Annotated in this window: 19 protein-coding genes, 3 tRNA genes and 1 pseudogene; 14 read left to right on the top strand and 9 right to left on the bottom strand. The window is 52.0% G+C overall.

Features of this window, described 5'->3' with window-relative positions:
* Positions 1-9: 9 nt before the first annotated feature.
* A complete protein-coding gene (locus RDU59_04650; protein MDQ7837763.1) occupies positions 10-1,038 on the top strand; it encodes a GHMP kinase in 1,029 nt (342 codons plus the stop codon).
* On the opposite strand, the gene thiD is transcribed toward RDU59_04650, so the two are convergent.
* The 4 genes from thiD to RDU59_04630 all read right to left on the bottom strand — a co-directional run bounded on the left by thiD (position 1,030) and on the right by RDU59_04630 (position 4,688).
* Positions 1,030-2,439 (bottom strand): bifunctional hydroxymethylpyrimidine kinase/phosphomethylpyrimidine kinase, encoded by a 1,410-nt coding sequence (thiD, locus tag RDU59_04645; GenBank protein ID MDQ7837762.1) that lies wholly within the window; start codon positions 2,437-2,439, stop codon positions 1,030-1,032. The genes RDU59_04650 and thiD overlap by 9 nt on opposite strands.
* Complete coding sequence (gene thiC / locus RDU59_04640) at positions 2,436-3,734, bottom strand: phosphomethylpyrimidine synthase ThiC (protein ID MDQ7837761.1); 1,299 nt, start codon at positions 3,732-3,734, stop codon at positions 2,436-2,438. Before thiC ends, thiD begins: the two co-directional genes overlap by 4 nt.
* 115 nt (positions 3,735-3,849) lie before the next feature.
* Positions 3,850-4,422, bottom strand: coding sequence for a class I SAM-dependent methyltransferase (locus tag RDU59_04635; protein ID MDQ7837760.1), 573 nt, complete (start codon positions 4,420-4,422; stop codon positions 3,850-3,852).
* A 44-nt stretch (positions 4,423-4,466) separates the two neighbouring features.
* Positions 4,467-4,688: a cytoplasmic protein gene (locus RDU59_04630; GenBank protein ID MDQ7837759.1), complete on the bottom strand. Its 222-nt coding sequence runs from the start codon at positions 4,686-4,688 to the stop codon at positions 4,467-4,469.
* A gap of 249 nt (positions 4,689-4,937) precedes the next feature.
* On the opposite strand from RDU59_04630, the gene RDU59_04625 reads away from it, so the two are divergent.
* The gene (locus tag RDU59_04625; protein MDQ7837758.1) at positions 4,938-5,537 is read left to right on the top strand and encodes a VOC family protein; all 600 of its coding nucleotides are present in this window, start codon (positions 4,938-4,940) and stop codon (positions 5,535-5,537) included.
* A 64-nt stretch (positions 5,538-5,601) separates the two neighbouring features.
* Positions 5,602-5,841, top strand: a complete 240-nt coding sequence (locus RDU59_04620; GenBank protein MDQ7837757.1) for a hypothetical protein — start codon at positions 5,602-5,604, stop codon at positions 5,839-5,841.
* A gap of 15 nt (positions 5,842-5,856) precedes the next feature.
* On the opposite strand, the gene RDU59_04615 is transcribed toward RDU59_04620, so the two are convergent.
* Positions 5,857-7,035 carry a cytochrome c3 family protein gene (locus tag RDU59_04615; protein MDQ7837756.1) on the bottom strand — a complete coding sequence of 393 codons (1,179 nt, stop codon included), beginning with the start codon at positions 7,033-7,035 and terminating at the stop codon, positions 5,857-5,859.
* A 244-nt stretch (positions 7,036-7,279) separates the two neighbouring features.
* Between RDU59_04615 and RDU59_04610 the strand changes: the two genes are divergently transcribed.
* The 5 genes from RDU59_04610 (at position 7,280) to RDU59_04590 (ending at position 15,188) form a co-directional block, all read left to right on the top strand.
* A complete protein-coding gene (locus RDU59_04610) occupies positions 7,280-7,858 on the top strand; it encodes a TetR/AcrR family transcriptional regulator (protein MDQ7837755.1) in 579 nt (192 codons plus the stop codon).
* On the top strand, positions 7,855-9,195 hold the full coding sequence (locus RDU59_04605) for a TolC family protein (protein ID MDQ7837754.1): 1,341 nt from the start codon (positions 7,855-7,857) through the stop codon (positions 9,193-9,195). The genes RDU59_04610 and RDU59_04605 overlap by 4 nt, the downstream gene beginning before the upstream one ends.
* A 178-nt stretch (positions 9,196-9,373) precedes the next feature.
* Positions 9,374-10,585 carry an efflux RND transporter periplasmic adaptor subunit gene (locus RDU59_04600; GenBank protein ID MDQ7837753.1) on the top strand — a complete coding sequence of 404 codons (1,212 nt, stop codon included), beginning with the start codon at positions 9,374-9,376 and terminating at the stop codon, positions 10,583-10,585.
* 12 nt (positions 10,586-10,597) lie between these two features.
* Entirely contained in the window at positions 10,598-13,777 is a 3,180-nt protein-coding gene (locus RDU59_04595) for an efflux RND transporter permease subunit (GenBank protein ID MDQ7837752.1), read from the top strand.
* Position 13,778: 1 nt separating this feature from the next.
* A complete protein-coding gene (locus RDU59_04590; protein ID MDQ7837751.1) occupies positions 13,779-15,188 on the top strand; it encodes an efflux transporter outer membrane subunit in 1,410 nt (469 codons plus the stop codon).
* A 321-nt stretch (positions 15,189-15,509) separates the two neighbouring features.
* Here the strand turns inward: RDU59_04590 and RDU59_04585 are convergent, their stop codons facing one another.
* Complete coding sequence (locus RDU59_04585; protein MDQ7837750.1) at positions 15,510-16,079, bottom strand: hypothetical protein; 570 nt, start codon at positions 16,077-16,079, stop codon at positions 15,510-15,512.
* A 129-nt stretch (positions 16,080-16,208) separates the two neighbouring features.
* Positions 16,209-16,625, bottom strand: a pseudogene (locus RDU59_04580) (integrase core domain-containing protein).
* On the opposite strand from RDU59_04580, the gene RDU59_04575 reads away from it, so the two are divergent.
* Positions 16,524-16,760: an addiction module protein gene (locus tag RDU59_04575; protein ID MDQ7837749.1), complete on the top strand. Its 237-nt coding sequence runs from the start codon at positions 16,524-16,526 to the stop codon at positions 16,758-16,760. The pseudogene RDU59_04580 and the gene RDU59_04575 overlap by 102 nt on opposite strands.
* A gap of 167 nt (positions 16,761-16,927) precedes the next feature.
* On the opposite strand, the gene RDU59_04570 is transcribed toward RDU59_04575, so the two are convergent.
* The gene (locus RDU59_04570; GenBank protein ID MDQ7837748.1) at positions 16,928-17,413 is read right to left on the bottom strand and encodes a metallophosphoesterase family protein; all 486 of its coding nucleotides are present in this window, start codon (positions 17,411-17,413) and stop codon (positions 16,928-16,930) included.
* Positions 17,414-18,041: 628 nt separating this feature from the next.
* Between RDU59_04570 and RDU59_04565 the strand changes: the two genes are divergently transcribed.
* Entirely contained in the window at positions 18,042-19,778 is a 1,737-nt protein-coding gene (locus tag RDU59_04565) for a YcaO-like family protein (protein ID MDQ7837747.1), read from the top strand.
* A 194-nt stretch (positions 19,779-19,972) separates the two neighbouring features.
* Positions 19,973-22,348 (top strand): radical SAM protein, encoded by a 2,376-nt coding sequence (locus RDU59_04560; protein MDQ7837746.1) that lies wholly within the window; start codon positions 19,973-19,975, stop codon positions 22,346-22,348.
* An 80-nt stretch (positions 22,349-22,428) separates the two neighbouring features.
* Here RDU59_04560 and RDU59_04555 read toward each other — a convergent pair whose 3' ends face one another.
* Positions 22,429-22,746: a TusE/DsrC/DsvC family sulfur relay protein gene (locus RDU59_04555; protein MDQ7837745.1), complete on the bottom strand. Its 318-nt coding sequence runs from the start codon at positions 22,744-22,746 to the stop codon at positions 22,429-22,431.
* A gap of 373 nt (positions 22,747-23,119) precedes the next feature.
* Here RDU59_04555 and RDU59_04550 point away from each other — a divergent pair.
* The 3 genes from RDU59_04550 to RDU59_04540 all read left to right on the top strand — a co-directional run bounded on the left by RDU59_04550 (position 23,120) and on the right by RDU59_04540 (position 23,630).
* Positions 23,120-23,196: transfer RNA gene (locus RDU59_04550), tRNA-Arg, on the top strand.
* 42 nt (positions 23,197-23,238) lie between these two features.
* Positions 23,239-23,314 (top strand) — tRNA-Lys (locus RDU59_04545).
* A 241-nt stretch (positions 23,315-23,555) separates the two neighbouring features.
* Positions 23,556-23,630: transfer RNA gene (locus RDU59_04540), tRNA-Val, on the top strand.
* The last annotated feature ends 27 nt before the right edge of the window (positions 23,631-23,657 follow it).

The following is a 23,657-nucleotide window of genomic DNA, read 5'->3' as shown; positions in this document are numbered from 1 at the left end:
AAAACAGCCATGAAGATTACTGCAACTGCGCCTATGCGGGTCGATCTGGCCGGCGGCACCCTGGACATATACCCGCTCTATGTCTTTGAAGGCGGCGCCTACACTGTAAATGCGGCCATCGGCATCCGGAGCCGCGTGGTACTGGAAACGCGTAATGATCACAAAATCATCATATATTCTAAAGACCTGGATATGGAAATCTCTGTGCCGAATGTGGACAAACTGAGGCCCGAAGGGCCATTAGACCTCATAACCCGCGCCGTAAAATATTACCGGCCCGATGCCGGGCTGACTGTTACCACAGAAAATAACATACCCAAAGGATCGGGTCTGGGGGCCTCCTCCACCCTCCTTATGGCCTTAAGCCATGCCCTCATCCGTCTCTCCGGCCAAAGGCCGGATAAAGAGGAAGTGATCGACATTGGAGCAAACATCGAGGCCCAATCCATAAAGGTCCCCACCGGCAAACAGGATTACTACCCGGCCTCTTACGGCGGGATAAACGCCATCTGGTTCGGCATTGACGGCGTAAAGCGCTCGTCCATAGATGTCCCAAAAGGTTTCACCCATGGATTGGAAGAACGCACGGTCCTTAGTTTCGTAGGTGCGCCGAGATTTTCCGGCGCCACGAATTGGAATATGATGAAGGCCTATATTGACAACCAGGGCCAGACCGTAGCCAACCTGCGCCGTATAAAGCAAACCGCCCTGAAGATGAAACAGGCATTGGAACAGGGAAGTTTCCCTGCCTTGGCGCAGCTCCTGCGTGAAGAATGGCAAGACCGTAAAAACCTGGCGCCGGGCGTGACCAATCCGCAGATAAACGACATTATGGCTGCTATTGAGAAAGAAGGGGCCCTGGCCAGCAAGCTCTGCGGGGCAGGCGGAGGCGGGTGTATGGTTACCCTTACCCGAAAGGGAGCGAAAGCCAGGGTAGAACGTTATTTACAAAAGGCGGGCATACCGGTGCTGCCGTTTAAGATAGAAAGGCGTGGGGTAATTGTCTCCGGGACCGCCAAAACGCATAAATCAGATTAACATCAGCACCTTGCTGACCACTTCTTCCGGATCGCGGCCCAGGATGCGGATCATAGGCTCTTTACCCACATCCCCGCAGTCGTAAATTATATCCGGTATCTTCTTGGCATCCTCCAGGGCTATATCTATTCCCCATCTCAGGGAAGCCCCTTCCTTATACTTAACATCGGGGGGCTCTTTCTGCCGGTCAAAGGAGGCCACATGCCACTTCAATTGACGGCATTTCTTTATGATGTCTTCCCCGAAACGAATATTCATGGCGGAACGATAGGCAGGGTCATGGCGCATGACGGCCAGGATGATACGGGCCATGTGATGGGAAGCCCCGAACCCCGGAGCGGCTACCGTATCCACAGAATCCCCGATCCCGATAATCCGGCCCGGTATAGCGGCAACGTCGCTTTCATCCTCAGCAAAAGGCAGGGCATAGCCGAGGTTGGACTGGACTTCGGGTATGAGATGTCGAACAGGCCGGCCTTTAAGCGTTGCCACCGCCTTCTCCAGGGCGGTGATGATCTGATACCGGGATATCTCTCTATCCACGCATGCATAAGGATTGGCCGGCCAAGCGCCCCTGCCGATCGGGAAAGAAGACCTTATGGCCAGGGTGACAAAGGACTTGGCCCTGGCTACAGCATCGACCAATTCATAACCTTGGGCCAGAAACGTAGCCAGGGCCGCGGAAAACGTGCAGCCGGTGCCGTGTTTATTTTCGCCCGGGACTCTTTCCGCCCGGAAGTGATAAATGCCTTCACCGTCAAAAAGGACATCGACCGGCTCGTCTGCAAGGTGCCCGCCCTTAATGAGGACATTGACCGGACCCAATCCGGCTATGGCACGAGCGGCCTTCTCCATGTCAGCGACTCTCTTCACCTTTAGCCCGCTCAAGACCTCGGCCTCAGCCAGATTAGGCGTAACCACATAGGCCAGTGGGAGTAGCTCTGCCTTGAAGGCCGGGAGCGCCGCAGGTTCCATCAGCGCCTCACCGCCCCCGGCCAGGAGTACCGGATCCACGACAATTTTTCTTATTCGGCAGGATTTGAGCCGGGCGGCAACCGCCGAGATAATCCCGGCATTCGTCAGCATTCCGGTCTTTACGGCATCTGCGCCGATATCGGAGAGGATAGACTTCATCTGCGCGGCCACAAAGGCCGGAGGCACAGGATGGACTGCCTGTACCCCTCGCGTATTCTGGGCGGTCAGGGCGGTGATAACACTTAAGCCATATCCGCCAAGGACGGCGATCGTCTTCAGATCGGCCTGGATGCCCGCGCCGCCGCCGGGATCGGATCCGGCTACCGTAATAATTTTTGTCGCCTTAAAATCCCCCCAACCCCCCTTTAGTAAAGGGGGGATTACTTTCATCGTCCGTTGTCCGCCGGAGGCGGATGTGTGTTTCATTTTTTTCCCTTGAGGGCTCGCTTATAGACCTTAATGGCGCAGTACTCGCCGCACATGGTACAGGTCGGGCCGTGATAGGCCCCGCCTTCCTCGCGGTAGGCCTTGGCTTTCTCCGGATCAATAGAAAGGCTTATCTGCCCTTGCCAATCAAGGGCGCTCCGACTCCGGGCCATGCTTTCGTCAGCCTCCAGCGCCCCCGGGACCTTCTTGACAATATCAGCGGCATGGGCGGCAATCCGCGAGGCCACCACACCTTCTTTAACATCCTCCAGAGAGGGAAGCTTGAGATGCTCGGCAGGCGTGACATAACACAGAAAATCGGCCCCGGCCGCCGCCGCAACGGCGCCTCCGATGGCGCTGGTGATATGGTCATAGCCGGGGGCAATGTCGGTAACCAGAGGCCCCAAGACATAAAACGGGGCGCCGGAACACAACTTCTTTTGCAGGAGGACGTTTGCGGCAATCTGGTCCATGGGCATGTGGCCGGGGCCTTCGATGATAACCTGGACGCCGGCATCCCAGGCCCTTCGGGTCAATTCTCCCAGTATCACCAGCTCCTGTATCTGACCGGGATCGGTAGCGTCGGCCAGACATCCGGGTCGCAGTCCGTCACCTAGGCTAAGGGTTACATCATAGGCCCTGGCGATGGCCAGAAGTTCATCAAAGCGCTCATAAAGCGGATTCTCTTTCTGATTATACTCCATCCATTCCAGGGTAAACGCCCCACCCCGGCTCACTACACCCAGGATGCGCCCGGCCTTTTTCAGCCGCGCCGCAGATTCCCGCGTAATCCCGCAGTGCACGGTCATAAAATCCACGCCTTCCCCGGCCTGCCGCTCGATCGTCTGCAAGATGTCCTTCACCCGCATGTCCACGATGGATTTCTTCCTCTTCTCCACCGTTTCCACCGCTGCCTGATAGATGGGCACAGTGCCCAGCGGCACCGGACAGTGTTCCAGTATCACCCGCCGGATTTCCTCTATCGGGCCGCCGGTGCTCAGATCCATCACCGCATCGGCCCCCATGGAAAGGGCCACCTTTAGTTTCTTCAATTCATATTCGATATCCACGTGGTCTTTAGAAGTGCCGATATTGGCATTGATCTTGGTCTTAAGTCCCTGGCCAATGCCCACAAATCGCTTCAACTTGCGATTCTTGTTGGCCGGTATGGCCACACAGCCGGAGGCGATGCCTTTGCAAATTTCCGCAGCAGCAACGCCTTCCTCCTGGGCGCACCTTTTCATGGCCGGGGTAATCTTCCCCTGGACCGCCGCTTCTCTGAGAGTCATAGACATAATAAAAAATTCTCCCGGTTATGAAATAAAGTTAGATGACGTGCATGATAACCGTCTCGTCCTTTTCTTGTCAATGATAAATGAAATCTGGAGGTAAGGAATCAGGGGGATTCCCTTACTTTTTACGTTGGAATAACAGCCCGTAAAAATATTCGCTGGGGGCAAATTCTTTGGCGAGTTCATAGCCGTGCGCCCTGAAAAGGCTAATGGCCGTATCTTTCGGGATCCGGATATGCATGGGCGGCCCCATATCTGTCTTTTTTTCGTTCCAGTCAACCACGGCAACATAGTGTTCAAGCCTTGACATGCGCCTTATTTCCTTTAAAAAATCTTCCGGGTTATGGAGTTCATGAAGTACGGCTAAGAGAAAGGAGATGTCCAGTATGTTGTCTGCAACAGGGATATCATTTTCAGTCGAATGCACAATAGTAATGTTGTCCAGCCCCTTAGCCCGTTCCGCAAGGACGGAAAGCATTCCGGGTTCAATATCCACCGCAAAAACCTGGCCCTGCGGCGCCTTCCGGGCCAGTGGTATAGTCAGATACCCGGTGCCGCAGCCGATATCTGCAATGTTTGCCCCCTCCGGCAGATCAACCGCCTCTATAATCTTCTCCACCGGAAGCATCTCTTTTCTTCTCTCACTATCCAGCGCTGTCATGTGAGAGGGATCAAATTTTCTATTAGTCACTTCTTCACTCCCTAAAATAATTCGCGGCCTCAAGAAAAAGCCTATCAGGCCAGAAGGATATTTCGCCCGGCCGTCTTGTCTATTTTATCTCCCACCGAGGCGCCGCAATAAGCGCACAGATATTCATACTTATCCCCTTCAGGCAGAACCAGGAGGAGCCGCTTCCGCACGGGGACAGCCTCTTTGCATTTAGGACAATAAAGCGCTGTAGCCTCAAACTGGTCGAAACTGCTACCTTGCATCGGAGAACGCGGATCAGAGTTCACGGCCTGACTCCCTGGGGTTATCTTTCATTGACAAGATATATAAATCGTTTCTCTAATCTGTCAAGGTTACGGTCGCTCTCTTCGCCATAAAAATATTCCAATAATCGTTTCAGTTGAAAAATTGCAAGCTACACCTGGTCCGTTTTGCAAATAGTCAAAATGAATCAGCTTGATCAGTTGCCCGGCTGTATGATATTTTTTCTAAAATCACAGGATAGATAATAAATGGGACATAAGGGAGGCCATACAATGATAAAATTCAATGGGATTAATCACCTGGCGATGGTCACCGGAGACATGGATAAGACTATCCGCTTCTGGAGAGATTTACTGGGCATGAGATTGGTGGCCGGGCTGGGGCGACCCGGCTACAGGCATTACTTTTTCCAGATCTCAGGAAACGATCTGATCGCATTTTTTGAGTGGCCCGGGGTTAAGCCTATTGAGGAAAAAGATCACGGCCGGCCGGTCACCGGCCCCGTCGTCTTTGACCATATCTCCTTTGGCGTAGAAACCGGGGAAGACCTCTGGGAAATAAAAGATAGACTTACTGCAGCCGATATCTGGGTGACGGAGGTAATCGACCACGGCTTTTTCCACTCGATCTACGCCTTTGACCCCAACGGCATCCCCATTGAGTTCAGCCATAACGTAGAGGGTATAGATATTCGGAAGAATCCGGTGATGGCAGATTCCGCTCCCTCTGCTGTAACCCGGGAAGGCGCAGAGCCCCAACCTGATAAATGGCCACAGGCAGAAAGTCCGACTCCTCTGGCAGATCGCAGGGTCTATCCCGGCTATGGGAGCGAGCTATGGCATACAAAGAACAGCCTTGAAAGCATGGGCTAAAGGTGGTAGTGTCACTAAAATTAGTCTAACTATTAGGATAAATATTGCCGCACGGGAGTATAACATGAACGATTTTTGTATTATCTGCCACGACCGTGAGGACCTGAGCGACTGGGTCCATCCGGTGTCAAGAGAGCAATACAAAATCTGCGGTTATTGTAAGAAAAGCATTATCGGCCTCTGTCAGCATTGCAGAGAACTCGTTTTTAAGACAGACCATTTTGGTTATGACGACTCAGGAAATATCATGTGCCCTAAATGTGTCCATATGGCCGAGCTTTCTGAAGAAACTTGTTCAAGATAAACCTTCTACCGTCGTTCAAAATATTGGCCTGCCATGCATATGTTCAGCGCCATGATAGTGACAGTCAATACAGGGTTTCATTGAATGTGAATGAGTGTGGCACTTATTGCAAAGGGTGTTCCAATCACTATTAGTGTTGGCGCTTACATCGGTAATGCCGCCATTAACCTCCCCCCGTATAAGATAGCCATAATTAGGCGAGCCGTGCGGCTCATGGCAGTCCGTGCAGGATAGGACATAATTCGAGCTTACGGTTATATCGTAAGGCGGTTTCACTATTATCTCTCCGTCCATAGAGTGGTCACCATCTCTACTTCGCTGACCGTGCACATTACCTGACGAACTCCAATCAATCTTTCTCACCGCTCTTCCTAAGGTGGTGCTCTCGATTGTATTAGTGGCGTTGTGGCAATCGGTACAGAGTGTTATGTAATCAGGGGTTTTTCCTGCCTGTATCGTCCGGTCATTACTGATCCCGTCGGGCTCTAACTCACCCCCTGTTTTATTGTAATATTTTGGAGGTTGGTAATTTGCGCCATAAGAACTCATGCGCTCGGCAGGATCATCATCACCCCAGAGACCGGTATGCTGCGAAGGGCGGGAGATGGCTGTATATGAAGGATTCCCCGGATACGTTTTGTTTCTCCTGGCGATATGGACATTATGGCAACCGGAGCATGGGTTACTGTCGGCAGGAAAATCGGCGAAATTTATATGGCTGCCGCGGACGCCGGTGATGAAGTCATTTATATCCTTCAGATTATGATAAGAAGGGCTATAGAATGCGTCGAAGATATTGTCAGGGCTTGTGAGGCCTACTGCCCCGCCAAAGGTATAGCTGTAACTGTAATTATTAAAGGCCTGATTCTGCAAAGAACCGGCCCCTGAATAATGGCAAAAGAAGCAGAGATTATCCCTCTGCCAGTACGGGTTTGAAATGGCGCTCGTATTGAAGTTATTGGCAAACAGACACCATTTAGAAGGTTCACCATCCGCCGGTTCCGGCTCGTCCCCGTCTATACTGGCGTGTTGCTCATGGCAATGCGCGCAATGTCCCCCGGCGTATTGGGATACGCTCCTCCTGCTCACACCATAGGCGCTATCGCCGTGCGCCGAACTGGTATAAGGTCCGGCATAAAGGCGGTTACCGGATAAAAATATTAAAATAAAGACCCAGACAACTATATGCTTCATTTATATTCTTCATTCAGTCCCTTAAACATGGTCATGCTTATTACAATTTAAAGCAGATCGTGTCAATAAGCTTGCGGGAAAGCCTACATCTCTCTTGACAATAGCCTTGGGTTTCGATATATAGTGAACATATGTTCACCTGAACACGTGTTCACCCTTATGGGAATATTGCTATGGTCGATACTCTGAAAGCCGATAGCTAAAGTAAAGTCAAAAACCGGGGCGGAGGCAGTCCGCAAGCAGCATGAACAGAAGAAAGGCGACTGAATCGAAAAAGATTATCCTTGAGGCGGCCAGCGAGGTCTTCGCAGAAAGGGGTTACTCAGGGACCACTATCCGGGAGGTCGCCCGGCGGGCCGGTATAAGTATCGGGGGTATCTATATTTATTTTCAGAATAAGGAAGAACTTTATCTCGAACTCACGCGTGACCACATGGAAATCTTCCGGAAGCACACCGAGGTGCTCAGGGATAAGGAACCCCTCGCCGCTCTAAAGGCCTTGATAGAATACCACCTGGATTACGCTATCAAAAATACCGGCCTGATCTCCATGCACATCAAAGAGTACGACCTGGAATTTAAAAAAACCCTCAAAAAGACCTTCTTTGACTCGCAGCAACGGCTGGTCACGGGCATACTCAAAAAAGGAGTCATGGAAGGAATATTTAAAGATATCAACTGCGAAAAGACGGCAGAGGTAATACTTTTCAGCCTGAGGGGAGCCACTATGGATTATCTCTTCGGTCAGATCAGAGACTTAAAAAAATACGGGGAGTCTCTTTACCAGTTAATACTAAACGGGATAAGGAGAAAGGCGGCATGATCAAGTTAAGGCTTGTTTTCCTGGCGTATGTATTAACTCTTCTGGTGGCGGTTCTGACATTTAACAGCCCGGCCGCAGCCCGGGAGTATTCACTCGACGACCTTTACCGCATTGCCCTGGAGCGCGCAGAAAGGATAAAGGTATCAGAGGAAGACCTCTATATCACAGAAAGAGGTAAAGACAAGGCCCTTGCCGTGCTGCTGCCCAGGCTCTCTGTCTTTGGGGATTACACGCGGTATAGCGACGACAAGACCTCGGGGTCAGGTTTCATTATCCAACCTGAAGATTCTACATCATGGGGATTAAAGCTCGACCAGACGTTGTCTTTAAGCGGCCGGGAAGTCACCGCCTTTAAAATATCAAAGGAAAACATAGAAAAAAGCCGGTACGACCTTTATGCCGTAAGGGAGGAATATCTTTTTGGAGTCTCCTCGGCCTATTACGATGTCCTCAAGGCCCAAAAGGCCGTGGAGATCGCCAGGGCCAATATGGAGAGGTTGACCGGGCACAGGGATGCCGCGGACATAAGGCTCAAGGTAGGAGAGGTAACCAAGACCGCCCTCCTCCGGGCAGAGGCAGAGCTATCCGGTGCCCAATCCGAACTGGTGAAGGCAGAAAATGGTCTCAAGTTGGCCAAGGCAGTGCTGGCCCGGCAGGTGGGAATAAGCGAAGACTACGAACTTAAAGAGTCCGGTGTCAAAGTCGAAACCTTCAAAGACCGTTCTCTCGTCTCACTAAAAGAAGAGGCTATGATAGAACGCTCAGAGGTAAGGTCTCTGGATATCCAAAGGAAAACGGCAGAAGACCAGGTCCGGTATGTACGGGGGACCTACTGGCCGACCGTTTCTATCGAGGGTGTGTATAGCCGGAAAGAAGACAGTCCGGCCCCTACCTTTGTATTGGAAGAAACCACTTATGGCGGGATCAGATTAAACTTCCCTTTCTTTGAGGGCGGACTCAGGAGGGCGGAGGTGAAAGAGGCAGAGGCCAGACAAAGACAATCTGAACTCATCTATGAAGATTTAAAGAAGACCATAAATATAGAGGTTGAGAACGCCTACCTGGACCTGATAACTCAAAGGGAAATCTTAAAATCCCTTGAAGACCAGCTCGCCTTTGCCGGGGATAACTACAATGCCACCTCCAAGCAGTTTGAATTCGGCCTGGCCAATAGTATAGATGTGATGGATGCCAACACCCTGCTGGTCACCTCAGAAAGACAGTTGGCAGAGGCAAGACTTAACTATCGGTTGGCAGATTTGCGACTGAAGCGGGCCACGGGGACGCTGTTAAAGACCGTAGTCGATAGCCAGCAGTCGGCGGTCAGTGGTCAATAGCCGGCGAATATGGATATCCGGTTTCCCGCGGCTGATTTTTTTATGGCCCTCAAAAATCCTTACCCGGAGGACCCTGACACCATTTTGAACATGCTTTTCATGGGGTTGGTTGATCCGTATTTATTTATGGAAACTTGAGGACTCAATACGCTTATCATCGATATTTGGAGGATCTCTGATGCAACTCAACGGAACTGTTTATGAACCACTTAAATGGAGTGTGTTTTTAGCAGCACTGTTAGGCGGCCTTTTCCTGGGCGGCTGCGACCGCCGGCAGCAATCTCCGCCGCCCTCTGTCCCGGAAGTAGCCGTGGTGACAATCCAGCCGCGAAAGGTCGTGCTGACCACTGAATTACCGGGCCGCACATCCGCCTATCTCATCGCGGAAATCCGGCCCCAGATCAGCGGCCTCATCCAGAAACGCCTGTTCCGGGAAGGTTCCGATGTCAAGGCCGGACAGGTGCTTTATCAAATCGATCCCGCCCCCTTTCAGGCTGCGCTCGACAATGCCAGGGCCGCCCTCGCCAGGGCCGAGGCCAATCTGCCCTCAATCCGTTTGAGAGTCGATCGCTACCGGGACTTGCTCGCCGACAAAGCAGTAAGCCAGCAGGACTACGACGACGCCTCGGCTGCCCTGAAGCAGGCCGAGGCTGATATTCAGTATGGTAAGGCGAACGTAGAGATGGCCCGTATCAATCTGGGCTACACCCGCGTCATCGCCCCCATCTCCGGCCGCATCGGCAGATCCAACGTAACGGATGGGGCGCTGGTGACGGCGCATCAGCCGCTGGCCCTGGCAACCATTCAACAACTGGACCCCATTTACGTGGATGTGGCCCAATCCACCACCGAACTGCAGCGATTGAGGCGCTGCCTGGAGGACGGCCGCCTCAATCAAAACGGAACGAACCAGAACAAGGTCAAGCTCCTCCTGGAAGACGGCACGGCGTATTCATGGGAGGGAGCGCTCCAGTTTCGCGACGTCACGGTGGACCCTACTACCGGGTCCGTCATCCTGCGGGTTGTCTTTCGCAATCCAAAAGGCATTCTCCTGCCGGGCATGTTCGTCCGGGCGGTGGTGAAAGAAGGCGTCAATGAACGGGCCATCCTGATTCCTCAGCAGGCCGTGTCACGCGATCCAAAGGGAAACCCCTTCGCGCTGATCGTGGACGGCGAGGGAAAGGTTGGGCAGAGGATGCTTACTCTCGACCGAGCCATCGGCGACCAATGGCTCGTCTCAGCAGGGCTTGCACCCGACGAGCGTGTGATCGTCGAGGGTATGCAAAAAACGCAGCCCGGCGCTGCTGTGAAGGCGGTTCCTTTTGACTCAGGCCGGAAAGAAACTGCGGCCCCCGCGAGTACGGCCCAACCGGCCGCAAAATCGAAGTGATGGAGACGTGTGATGTTATCTAAATTCTTTCTGGATCGTCCGGTCTTCGCCTGGGTCATCGCTATCATCATCATGGCTGCCGGTGGGCTGGCAATATATAACATGCCCATCGCTCAGTATCCCCCCATCGCTCCGCCGGCCATCGCCATCGATGCCTTTTTCCCAGGGGCCTCGGCGGAGACGGTGGAAAATACCGTGACCCAGATCATTGAGCAGAAGATGACCGGTCTGGACGATATGCTTTACCTCTCCGGCACCAGTTCTTCATCAGGCGCGGCCCGCGTCGAGATGACCTTCGCCCCGGGGACAGATGCGGATATCGCCTGGTCCAAGGTGCAAAACAAGCTGCAGCTCGCCATGGCCAGCCTTCCCGATGTGGTGCAGCGCTCCGGCGTCAAGGTCAGCAAATCCACCAGAAATTACCTGATGATCGTCGGGCTGATTTCGGAAGACGGCAGCATGAGCGGCGACGACCTGCGGGACTACGCCCAGTCGAATCTGGAAAAGATACTGTCCCGGGTGCCGGGGGTGGGCGAAGTCGAGAATTTCGGATCGCAGTATGCCATGCGGGTCTGGGTCAACCCCGACAAGCTGACCAACTACCACCTGACCATGGAGGATGTCATCCTGGCGCTCAGGGCCTACAACGTCGAGGTCTCCGCCGGTCAGTTAGGCGGGACGCCGGCCGTGGAGGGGCAACGCCTGAACACCGCCATCATCGTTCAGCATCTGCTCCAGACCCCGGAGGAATTCGCCGCCATCCCCATCCGTACCAATCCGGACGGTTCGGTGGTCCGGATCAAGGACATCGGCCGGACGGAACTGGGGACCGAGCGCTCCGATATCGTGGCCAAATATAACGGCAAACCCTCCGCAGCCATGGCCATCCGTCAGGCTGCCGGCGCCAATGCCCTGGATACGGCCAAAGCCGTTAAACAGAAACTGGAGGAGATGAGCCGCTACTTCCCCTCCGGCATGAAGGTGATTTATCCCTACGATACCACCCCATTTACCAAGGTGGCCATCGACGAAGTGGTCAAGACCCTGTTCGAGGCGATCCTGCTGGTATTTGTGATCATGTATCTTTTCATGGGTAATATCCGGGCCACCCTTATCCCCACCATCGCCGTGCCGGTGGTGCTGTTGGGGACCTTCGCGGTTCTTGGGGCTTTCGGCTTCTCCATCAACATGCTGACCATGTTCGCCATGGTGCTGGCCATCGGGCTATTGGTGGACGACGCCATCGTGGTGGTGGAGAATGTGGAGCGGATCATGGCCGAGGAGGGCCTTTCGCCCAGGGAGGCCACGGCCAAGTCCATGGGCGAGATCACCAGCGCCCTGATCGGCATCGGCCTGGTGCTCTCGGCGGTCTTCGGCCCCATGGCCTTCTTTCAGGGCTCCACCGGGGTTCTCTACCGCCAGTTTTCCGTGACCGTCATCGCTTCCATGCTCCTTTCGGTGGTCGTGGCCCTGATCCTGACCCCGGTCCTCTGTGCGTTGTTCCTTAAACCGATACCGGCCGGGCATAACCCGTCGGATAATGCGGTCTTTTTCCTGCGCCCCTTTTTTAGATGGTTTGAGCGGGTTTTCACTCGTATCAGAGGCCTCTATGTGGGAGTCGTCGGCCGCTCCTTTTCAAGAACAGCGCGATACGTGATTATATATCTTTTGATTGTGACGGCGGTGGGATTCCTCTTCCATCGGATGCCCACATCCTATATCCCGGATGAGGACCAGGGCATCCTGATGGTCCAGGCCATGCTGCCGTCCGGTTCCACCCTTGAGCAGACTGAAAAAGTCATGAACAGGGTAAGGTACCATTTTCTGGAGCATGAGAAAGACGGGGTGGAATCCATCATGGCTGTGGCCGGAATCAGTTTTGGCGGCAACGGGCAGAATATGGCCCTGGGATTTGTCAAGCTCAAAGACTGGAAGCTGCGCCGGCGGCCGGACCTGAAGGTCAAGGCCATCGCCGGCAGGGCCATGGGGGCATTTTCACAGATAAAAGGCGCCATGGTGTTCGCCTTCCCGCCGCCGCCGGTCATCGAACTGGGGATGGCCACCGGGTTTGATTTTCAGTTGCAGGACCGTGGCGGCCTGGGCCACGAAAAACTAATGGCGGCCCGCAACCAGCTCCTCGGCATGGCGGCCCAGGATCCACGACTGGTCAGAGTTCGACCCAACGGCATGGAAAATGTGGCCGAATACCACATCGACGTTGATTGGGACAAGGCCGGCGCGCTAGGGGTTTCCATCAGTTCCATTCACAACACCATTGCGGCGGCCTTTGGTAGCGCCTATGTCAACGATTTTATCCAGGCCGGTCGGGTCAAAAAGGTCTATGCCCAGGCGGATGCCCCCTATCGCATGCTGCCGAAGGATCTGGAAAAACTCTATGTGCGGAACAGCGTGGGCAAGATGGTGCCTTTTTCTTCCTTTGCCTCCTGCAGGTGGGCTCAGGGTTCTCCCAAGCTGGAGCGCTACAACGCCTTTCCTTCCATCAACATCTGGGGCGAACCAGCGCCGGGTCACAGTACCGGCGAGGGGATGGCCGCCATGGAAGAGATCGCGGCAAAGCTGCCCCAGGGGATCGGCTTTGACTGGACCGGGCTGTCCTACCAGGAGCGGGTGGCAACCGCGCAAGGGCCTATCCTGTACGTCTTTTCGATTTTTGTAATCTTCCTTTGCGTAGCCGCCCTGTATGAAAGCTGGACCATCCCTTTTGTCAATCTGTTGATGCTGCCGCTGGGTGTATTAGGCGCGATACTGGCAACTTCATTTCGGGGACTGTCCAACGATGTCTACTTCCAGATCGGATTCCTTACTACCCTCGGCCTTTCGACAAAAAATGCCATCCTGATCATTCAGTTTATAAAGGAACGGATGGGCCGCGGCGACAGCCTTATCGATGCAACCCTTGGAGCCGTAAAGACAAGATTCCGGCCCGTCATCATGACCTCCCTGGCCTTCTTTTTCGGGGTCCTGCCGCTAGCCATCTCCACAGGCGCAGGCGCCGGCGCGATGAACGCCATCGGCACCGCCGTTTGTGGTGGAATGCTCTCCGCCACGTTCATCGATCTCATTTTTATTCCAATGTTCTTTGTCCTTATATCCAATATATTCAAAAGGAAACAAAAGGGGCAACCCCCTGAACACTCGATTGAATCCACCGGCCCCCAGGAGGTGCGTTAATATGACAAGAAAAACGTTATTGATCCTGGGTGTATTTGTCTGCCTCGGCGGCTGCACTATGGCCCCGAAATACACCCGGCCGGAGGCGCCGGTTTCGACTGAATGGCCGACCGGAGCGGCATACCAGGAGATCAAAGCTGCGACCGGCGCTCCGACCGCCTTGGAGCTGGGGTGGCAGGAATTTTTTACCGACCCAAAGCTTCAAAAGATTATCGAGACGGCTCTAAATAACAACCGGGACCTGCGGCTTGCCGCCTTGAATATGGAAAGGGTGCGCGCCCTGTATGGCATTCAACAAGCTGAGCTGTTCCCAACGGTCAATGCGGTGGGAGAGGGAGCCAAGCAACGCATTTATTCCGATTTTGTAAGCCCCGGCGGGGGTACGATGACAACCGAACAATACAGCGTTGATCTGGGTATCGCTGCCTGGGAGATAGATTTTTTCGGCCGTATCCGCAGCCTGAAAGACCAGGCGTTGGAAGAATACCTGGCCACGGATGAGGCCCGCCGCGGCGCGCAGATCGCGCTGGTGTCCGAGGTCGCAAGGGTGTATCTGACCCTCGCCGCTGACCTGGAAAATCTCAAACTGGCCCGGTCCACCCTTGAAACTCAGCAGGGAATCTATAATTTAATCCAGCGGCAATGCGAAGTCGGCGTCGCCAGTGAACTGGACTTGCGTCAGGCGCAAACCCCGCTGGATACCGCCCGGGGAGATGTAGCCCGCTTCATGCAAATGGCGGCCCAGGATCAAAATGCGTTAAACCTTCTTGCCGGCTCTCCGGTGCCGGAAGATCTCTTGCCGGCGGACCTGGCAAGCGTTAATCCGCCCCAGGAAATTTTTGCAGGCCTGTCCTCCGAGGCGCTTTTGAACCGGCCGGACATCATTGCGGCGGAACATCGGCTCAAAGGGGCGTATGCCTTTATCGGCGCGGCCCGGGCCGCCTTTTTCCCGCGCATTTCCTTGACCACCTCAGCCGGGACGGCCAGCGGCGATCTGTCCGGTCTTTTCGACTCCGGGTCCGGCACATGGAACTTCGCTCCGAAGATTTCCGTGCCGATTTTCGACGCCCGAACCTGGGCCGCGTACAGAGTCAGCAAGGCTGAACGGGAAATTGCCCTGGTTCAGTATGAAAAAACGATTCAGACCGCCTTCAGGGAAGTGGCCGACGCGCTTGCCGTGCAAGGCACGGTGGACCAGCAGGTGTTTGCCCAGCAATCCCTGACAAATGCCGTTGCAGATACCTATCGCCTCTCGGAAAAACGCTATTCAAAGGGAGTTGACAGCTACCTGGGCGTTCTTGATGCGCAGCGATCCCTTTATGCCGCACAACAGAGGCTTATCTCGCTCCGCCTGGCCAGGCTCGCCAATCAGGTGCGGCTTTACGCGGTGCTTGGCGGAGGCAGCAACTAAGCCATGCCACAAGGCGGCCTGAGACAATGGAGAGAATTTATAATTTTATGGATTGCCCCCGATTTACGCCTCCCCATATGCAAAAACCTAACCGGACAAAGCTGAGTCTACATAATATATAACTTAGTTCAGCTAAGGAAAGGAAGATAATGACAATCAGCAAGAAGATCCGAATTACAGTAGTTTTGAGTGCTATTTGGTCCACTCTTGTTCTCATAATCGCTATTGAGACTACTGAAAAAGGACGATACTTTCATTTCGATGATTTCTTTCTTGTGCTTATTATCGGCGCTCTGCTGCCTCTACTTGTCGTGTGGGGTATTATCTGGATCCGTTCTGCATCCAAGAGCCAAGATACGGATAAAAAAATACTGAATTAGCTAACAAGTCAGGGGAGACGACTCCCAATAGTTCACACCCCCCAGTTGCCTCATAATTAAATGTTACCGAAGGGGTTATATGTGGGATTAACATTGACTCATAAAAGATGTTACCCAAGGTAGTTGATGATGGCAAAGATTTTTTCAGTTTTTTATCCATATTTTTTCTTAGCAGAAAAGGATTCAGTTTTTCAAGTTGTTTGGAGAGGGGACTTTTTACGGATTTTTGGATATGAGGTGATTCCATGATTCTCTGGTAAGGTGTTTTAGGGGAGTCATGGCGTTTAATGGTTTTAGAGGCGATTCTTTCTTTAGCGATGAGTTTTACCGAGGGACAGAAGAAGTTATGGAAGAGTCTCCATTCTTTGGCATAGAGGTCGTTAAGGAGAGGTACGACATGGGGATTATCTAATCTTTCGTAGCCGAGCCATTGTCTCACATGCGTCCAGTTTTTCTGTTCGATGTGGGCGTTATCATCTTTGTGATAGGCCCTGCTTCTGGTGAAGTGCACGGGTTGTTTTCTTTCGGTAAAGTGTCTTTGGAGGTGATAGTTGAGGAACTCACCTCCATTATCGCAATCAAAGCCGAGTGAGGGGAAAGCGGAACTTGTCAATGAAAATGAGACACCTCCGTAAAGAATTTAGTGTCGCAATGGATCACTATTTTCTGGTACCGGTTTATTGATCCAGACCGCCTCGGGCAAGGCCATCGGTTTTGGCATCTTCCCCTTGAATCGCTCCGGATGTTTTGCAAAAGCATCATTTAGAACTACTTGACGCTCCCTGATAATTTGTTCAGTCTGTCCGTAATGGACATTTTCCGGGGTGAGGAATCCGATCCCGGAATGGTAATGCCCGGTATTGTACCAACCGAAAAATCCCTGGCAGAAGGACCTGCTGTCCTCGGCACACCCGAAGCGCTCCGGAAACTCCGGCCGGTATTTCAGGGTCTTGAACTGGGCTTCCGAATAGGGGTTGTCATTGCTCACATAAGGCCGGGAAAGGCTTTTGGTAATCCCCAGATCAGCAAGCAGGAAAGCAACCGTTTCTGCCATACTCAAGCAACTCTGTCCATAGATGTCAGTATAGCCCAACTCGATGATATCTGGACTGATGAAGCTGAGCGGAGACTCAAAGCTTATAGAGAAGGCAGACTAGAAGGCATACCTATGGAAGAGATCTTTGAGGAATGAAGTTCACCCGCAGTTCCTTGACTCTGAGACTAGCCCTGTTCCTTCAGTCCGCTGTAGGCGGGTTTTTGTTCGCCTGCCTGTGCGTTGCACGCAGACAGGTCGGCTCATAGCTTCGCCCTCTGGGGACTTTATCAGCAGCGGTTCCAGGTTATAGCCTGAAGAAAATCTCATCTCAATGTTATCAACTGCGCACCCAATGAGTTCCCCTCTACACGAAGCAAGACCACTGAAGCCGGTAACGCGGACCGACACGGTCCCGCACTACCTGGATTTAAAAAAAGTACGCCATTTTGCTTTTCTATACATGGCCGATGGGAATGACCGCTTATCACCGCGCTGAAACCAGCCGCAGCCGGGTCCAGATCAAGCTCATCTACATCATGGAGCACATATAATAAGGCCTCTCCGACTGCAACTATTTCTGTTTTAGAAAGTTTTCCTGCCCAGCCGAACCTGTCCATATTGCCGCGCACGGCAACAACCGGGGCAACTCCTTGAAGCGCCTTCAGTACTTCCTCCGGGCCGATATCTCCGGCATGAACGATCAGATCGATACCTTCAAAAGCCTTGAGCACCCCGGGCCGAAGGAGACCATGGGTATCGGAAATGACACCGACGAGATGGCTATTGTGGCTTTTCAGCTCTGTGGACATTACCCTCCTCGTATATCCCTTCTTTTCCGCACAGCCAGATGCGCCTTTGGCGAATAATCTCTGGTTATTACCTTACCATAAAAACTCTTTACTCCGTGACTATTTTCCGGAAATGCCGGTATAATCCGTATAATTTTTATGACGCCAATATTGATGAATTCGTAAAAAACCAAATTTTACCGCAGAGGTCGCCGAGAACGCTGAGATAACATGCAGTAGTCAATAGTCAGTGGTCAGTAGTCAGTTGCAACGGACAATACGTGCTCAGCGGTGAAAAAACTTTTTTGCGAAGCCGTCAATATTAACTTTCTTCTCGACTGCCTCTCCGGACCTACGGTGACGTCAAAGTGGTGCTCATTTTACTGATATAATGAGGTAACTTCCGCAATCCAAAAATCCCTCCTAACCTCCCTTTTCCAAAGGGAGGAACGGCTGCTCCCCCTTTGGAAAAGGGGGATCTAGGGGGATTTTATATACAAGCTGACTCTGACTTTGACGGGGCCCCTGTCTCAGAACTCCCCTTATTGATTTCATAAGAAATCCTTGATATATAAAAAACTTCCGGTAATATGCGGAGACGATAAGCAATCTCCGTACACGCCTATCAAAAAAATATGGGAGATCCTCTATGTCACTCGTTTTTGCCGACTCAATTAAGACCTATACGATTGATCAGGACAAGGCCGTTTCGCCACAAGAGACCGTGGCCAGGGTCAGGGACCGTCTAAAACAGGTCAAGGGCGAGATTCTGAGGGACGTGGTCCGAATAGACAAGGGCAGGCTGGGAATCCCGGTCTATATGAGCATCTGTGGCGCAGAGGCCAGAGAGGTCGTCGGCACCATCAAACAGATGGGTAAGGGAGGGACTCCTGAACAGGCAGAGGCGAGCGCCCTTATGGAACTCATGGAACGGTACTCTCTTTTTAGTTTTATGAATGGATCTTTTGTCTGTTCCGAGGCCGGAGCGCTTCAAGGAGACGTGGTGCCCCCTGAGGCGCTTATGCAGTCCGTGCATGATGATCCGGGTAATGCCCATGAATTGGAAAAAGCCGGGGGGCTCTGGTCCACCCTCCCCTTTTACTGGACCCGGGCCTATGATCTCACGCATAATAAAGAGGTCTGGCTCCCCTTTCAGTGGTTTTATATGTTAAATGAGTATAACGGCTCCTCAGCCGGAAATACCCTGACCGAGGCCGCCCTTCAGGGATTATGTGAGGTGGTGGAAAGGCACGTATCCTCGGTCGTTACAAACGAAAATCTTCCTACCCCGGCCATTGATCTTTCCTCGGTAAAAGATCCCATGGCGAGAGAGTTGATCACAAAATATGACTCAAAAGGGATCAACCTTTACGTAAAAGATATTACCCTCGAGATGGGGATACCCACAGTAGCGGCCCTGGCTATGGACCCCGCCACTTTCCCGGAAAAAAGTGAGATTGTCTATACCGCGGGGACAGCTACACACCCGGAGAAGGCCCTTATCCGGGCCTTGACGGAAGTAGCTCAGCTTGCCGGGGACTTTGACACCGAAGGCAGATATGCTGAAAGCGGCCTGCCCAAATTTTCCGGACTGGAAGACGCCCGTTATGTGACGGAAGCCGGGAATAATGCTTGCATCGGAGATATGCCCGATGTCTCGCATTCCAACCAGCGGGTGGAACTGGAACAGTGTGTCCATGCCCTGGCTGAAAAGGGGTTTACCGTTTATGCCGTGGATATTACCCATCCTGTACTCCGCATTCCGGCCGTATATATGATCGTTCCAGGGGCTCATTTCCGCGAACGCACCAGGGATAACAGTTTCTGTCTGCACGCCGCCAAGCTGGTCTCACAATTTCCCGACAGCCAAAGGGCTGTCTATGAGCTTGAGCAAATGAAGACGATCTATCCTGACCATTACGAGGTCCATTTCTTCCTGGGCTACACCTATGAGCGGGAAGGCCGCTACGATGAGGCCCTGGCCTGCTATGAACGCGCATTAGCCCTTGACACGACAGGCAAGGAGAGGGCCAGTCTTTATTGCCAGCGGGGTGTGTGCTACAAGGAGTTGGGGGATATAAGGCAGGCCTTGGCGGAGCTTGAAAAGGCACGGGAGTGTAATGCAGAACTCAAGGAAATACATAACCTGATGGGCTTTTGTCATTTTAAGCTCAAAGATCATGTGCAATCCATAGCCTGCTTTGAAAAGGCCATAGATCTGGACCCGTCTTCGGCCATAGATTATGCCAACATCGGTTCCAACCTTCGGGAAATGGGCCATATAGCCGAGGCCATCCGATACTATCAGTTCGCCCTGGATATCGACCCCTCTATAGATTTTGCCCGTGAAAATATCGAGAAGCTAAGCAGGCAGGCATTGTCTTAGGGATGGGTCATGGCTCATAGATGAAGGCAATGACCAACGAAAAAACTCAAAATTGATGAACTCGCAAAAAGTAAAATTTTACCGCAGGACGCCGAGATAACATATTGAACGGTTTAAGGTTTTTCTCTGCGGGCTCTGCGTACTCAGCGGTGAAAAGGCTTTTTTACGAAGCCGTCAACATAAGGAAACAATGAATGCATTCAATAAGCGATCCCCCTGTCTTACTCATCAACAGTAATCGAACCTCTCCGGTCTCTTCATCAGATACCATCCCGATCTCACTAGGATATATAGGCGCCTTTCTCAGGGATAATGGGTTTGAGATCGCCCTGTGGGATGATCTCAAAGACAGGCCTTTGTCGCTGTTAAAAATCAGGGAGTTCATCCTTAACCGGCGTCCTTTATATGTAGCTTTTTCTGCTTACATGGAAAACATGGAAAGTATCCGCCTTATGGCTAAATTCATAAAGGAACTGGATCCCCGGATACCCGTTGTCATTGGCGGGCCGCAAGCGACCTTCATGCCTACCGAGGCCCTCCTTGACCTTCGCCATATGGATGTCATTTCCCGGGGTGACGGCGAAATAGTGGCGCGGGATCTCGCCTGTGCGCTGCGGGAGAATCGGCCCTTGTCCACTGTCCGTGGGATATCCTATAGGGTAGAAAATCGCCTGTATGATAATCCGATGGCCGAAGAAACCGGAGATGATTTGGATACCTATCCGTCACCGTATCTGACAAATATCCTGGATCTATCACACAAGGATACGGCCATCTTGCTTACCTCCAGAGGCTGTGTCTATCCCTGCGTATTCTGCTATACGCCCAGGGCGTTCCATCATAAGGTAAAAATTCACTCCATCGAACGGGTGCTGGAAGAAATCAGGCATTGTGTAAAAGGGGGCGTTAGACAGTTCTGGTTTGCCGATCCGAACTTCAGTTTTTCCCGCGAGCGGCTGGAATGCCTTTTAGATAAAATTATAGAACAGGACCTTGATATCCGGTTCTGGTGTCAAACGCGTTACGACCTGGTAGATGCCTCCCTTCTTATGAAGCTAAAACGGGCCGGGGCCGCTACCATTGCCTATGGCATGGAATCAGGCAGCCCCAGGGTTCTCGATACCATCAGAAAAAAATTGGATCTGGACAGACTGTCTAAGGCCATCAAATTGGCCCAGTCCTTTGGCGTCAACGTGGAGTTGTTTACCCTTTACGGGCTGCCGGGTGAGACCTTTGCCGATGCCTATGAAACCGTGCGTTTTGTGAAGAACCACGGGGTTCGCATCGAGGGTAATTCCTGTTCGCAGCAGCTTCAGGTCTATTTCGGCACGGAGATCCAGAGAGACTATAAGAAATTCGGGATCATACCTCACCCGCAATACAAGCCCCGATACTTATCCATCGGAGATGATTTTGAGACCGAGAAGCTGACCTCCAAAGAGATAAAGCGGCTGAAGGCCATCTGGTTTATTAACAACGTCTTCTTCCAGGAGAAGTTCGAGGCAAGGACCGATATCTTCCCTCTCCTCTCGTATCTTGTTCACCAAGCCCATTATCTGGACGAAGAGCCGGAATTCTATCTTTATCTTACAGGGTTATTATGTGAGGTTGAGGAATTTGAGTTGCTCTACCGGTATTTGAGCACGGACAGGGCCGCCGGACAGTCGTGGCTTAAGGAATGGATCAGGCGCGTGCCTTTCTACCGGGACTCAAGCTCTGCGGCAAGATCCGGGATGAAGATAATTTTAGATATTGCCGGATACCTTGGGGAAAGACCCATTCCCAGTGCGAGCGGACGATACTGGCCGCTCGTGATCGGTGAGGGCCGCTTTCTGCCTGAATTCGAGAGCAACCTGGCGGGACTTAAGGCCGGAGAAGAGAGGCGGTTTCAGGTCAGATTTCCTCATGAATATCCTGACCGGGAGCTGGCCGGACAAGATGCCACCTTCATGATAAGGGTACATAAGGTCATGGAACCTGTGTTTGTCCAGGGGGTTGAAGACATTCCTTCTCTCGGCATCTGCAACACATACCAACCGGGCGATCTCGATTCTCTCAGAAAGACCCAGGAGGCCTTATACTACATCTGGTTACGATCGCTTAACCCCGAAGAATTGATGCAAAGCCCCCAGCGGGGTCTGGACCTTATTAGTAAATATCTCTGTCTGGGAAGGTTTACCGAGGCCATGACCGTCGCGGAGAAAATTTTTACGAGGGACGGCCTGGGGCTAAAAGTTATCCGCGTCCTCATGGAGGGCGGACTATTTGAATTTGCTCTAGAACTTATAAATAAGGCTGGATGGCAGGACCACGAGGGCCTGATTCAGCAGATTCGTTGTTATTTGAGTCTTAAAGACTATGATCGGGCGCTGGAGATCTTAAAAAGGATATATAATGAGCGAGACCTGCGAGTCCTTTATTGCCTTCTGGATATCTACCAGAAGAAAGGCGAAGCCATGGAGGTAATAGAAGAATTAAAAGAAAAATTTCTGGCCGGCCAGATCAGGTATTCTCTCTTAAGGGAAGAGCAGAGAATTAAAATGGCCGGCCCTGTCTGCGTGCCTGCCTGAGCGAGAACGCTCGCAGTCAGGCAACGCACAGGCAGGACGGTTTGACATTTTTTGGGGCCGGGCAGTCCAGCGATTAATGCTTAGATACAACCGGTGGGCTTGGGCAGTCCGGCAATCTTGCATATAGCCCTCTCAGACGTGGTAGGAAAAAGTTCATGTATTCGCCAAATGGAAATTTTGAGGTCTCGTTGCAATTTTAAAATCATAGGAGCAATGCCACGTTTGGCATAGTAGTTACGCACGTATTCAATTATTAGCCAGTGTTCATCGGTTAAATCTTCTATCCCTTCTTGTTTGGCGATGGCCTGGGAGAATTCCGCAGTCCAGCTATCGAAAGTCTTCAAATAGCCTTCTATGTTGACCTCGAATCGCTTGTCTTTATAAGATACGCTCGGCATAAGTAATCCCTCTCCGATGTGATTATATTGTTGCAACTATTTTTAGCATATATCGTGCTAAGTTTTCCAGTAAAATTTTAGTCTGGTGTTCATCCGGAAACTACTGTTTCCGGCTTCACGCTTTCAGCGATCAGCGATTAGCTGTCAGCAAAAATCTAAGACAAACAACACATTAAGCTGAACGCTGATGGCTGAGTGCTGACTGCTCCATCCGGAATCCTTGGGTTTCCGGATGGAAACTAGTCTAACCCAATTAACTTAGTCTAAGATATTAAATGTTTTCTTGCAACCAAACCCAGATCAGAGGCACTAAGGGTTGACTTATCAAAACAAAGGTGTTAAAAAAACCACCACCTTGGCAATGTTATGCTTGGCGCCCGTAGCTCAGTTGGACAGAGCGCCGGACTTCGAATCCGTAGGTCGCCCGTTCGAGTCGGGCCGGGCGTGCCAAATCTTAGTCTGCTACTTTTATTAAATTTCATGGTTCAACTCGGGCCGTTAGCTCAATTGGCAGAGCAACTGACTCTTAATCAGTAGGTCGCTGGTTCGACTCCAGCACGGCCCACCAGTAAGATTTAATGGCTATAAGTAACTGGCTTATAGCCATTTTTAATTTTGATACCTGGACCAAAAATTCAGATTACAACAGCCCCCCTTCCCTTCGCCCTCTCCACTCTGCCACTTAATTGCCGGCCATGTCTATAACTATATAGGATATTGCATTAACATTATTTGACATTTTCCTTGACATACCGCATAAATATTGTTACCAAATGATGGTTTTTATATCCTGGTTTTGTTTTTAATGCAGGCACGTAGCTCAGGGGGAGAGCGCTACCCTGACACGGTAGAGGTCGGCGGTTCGAAACCGCCCGTGCCTACCATTTAAATAAACATCCGCGAGCAATAGC

It is taken from the genome of Thermodesulfobacteriota bacterium (genome assembly GCA_031082315.1).
GTDB lineage: Bacteria > Desulfobacterota > QYQD01 > QYQD01 > QYQD01 > QYQD01.
The sequence above is the reverse complement of the archived record's forward strand: the minus strand, read 5'-3'. Positions and strand labels throughout refer to the sequence as shown.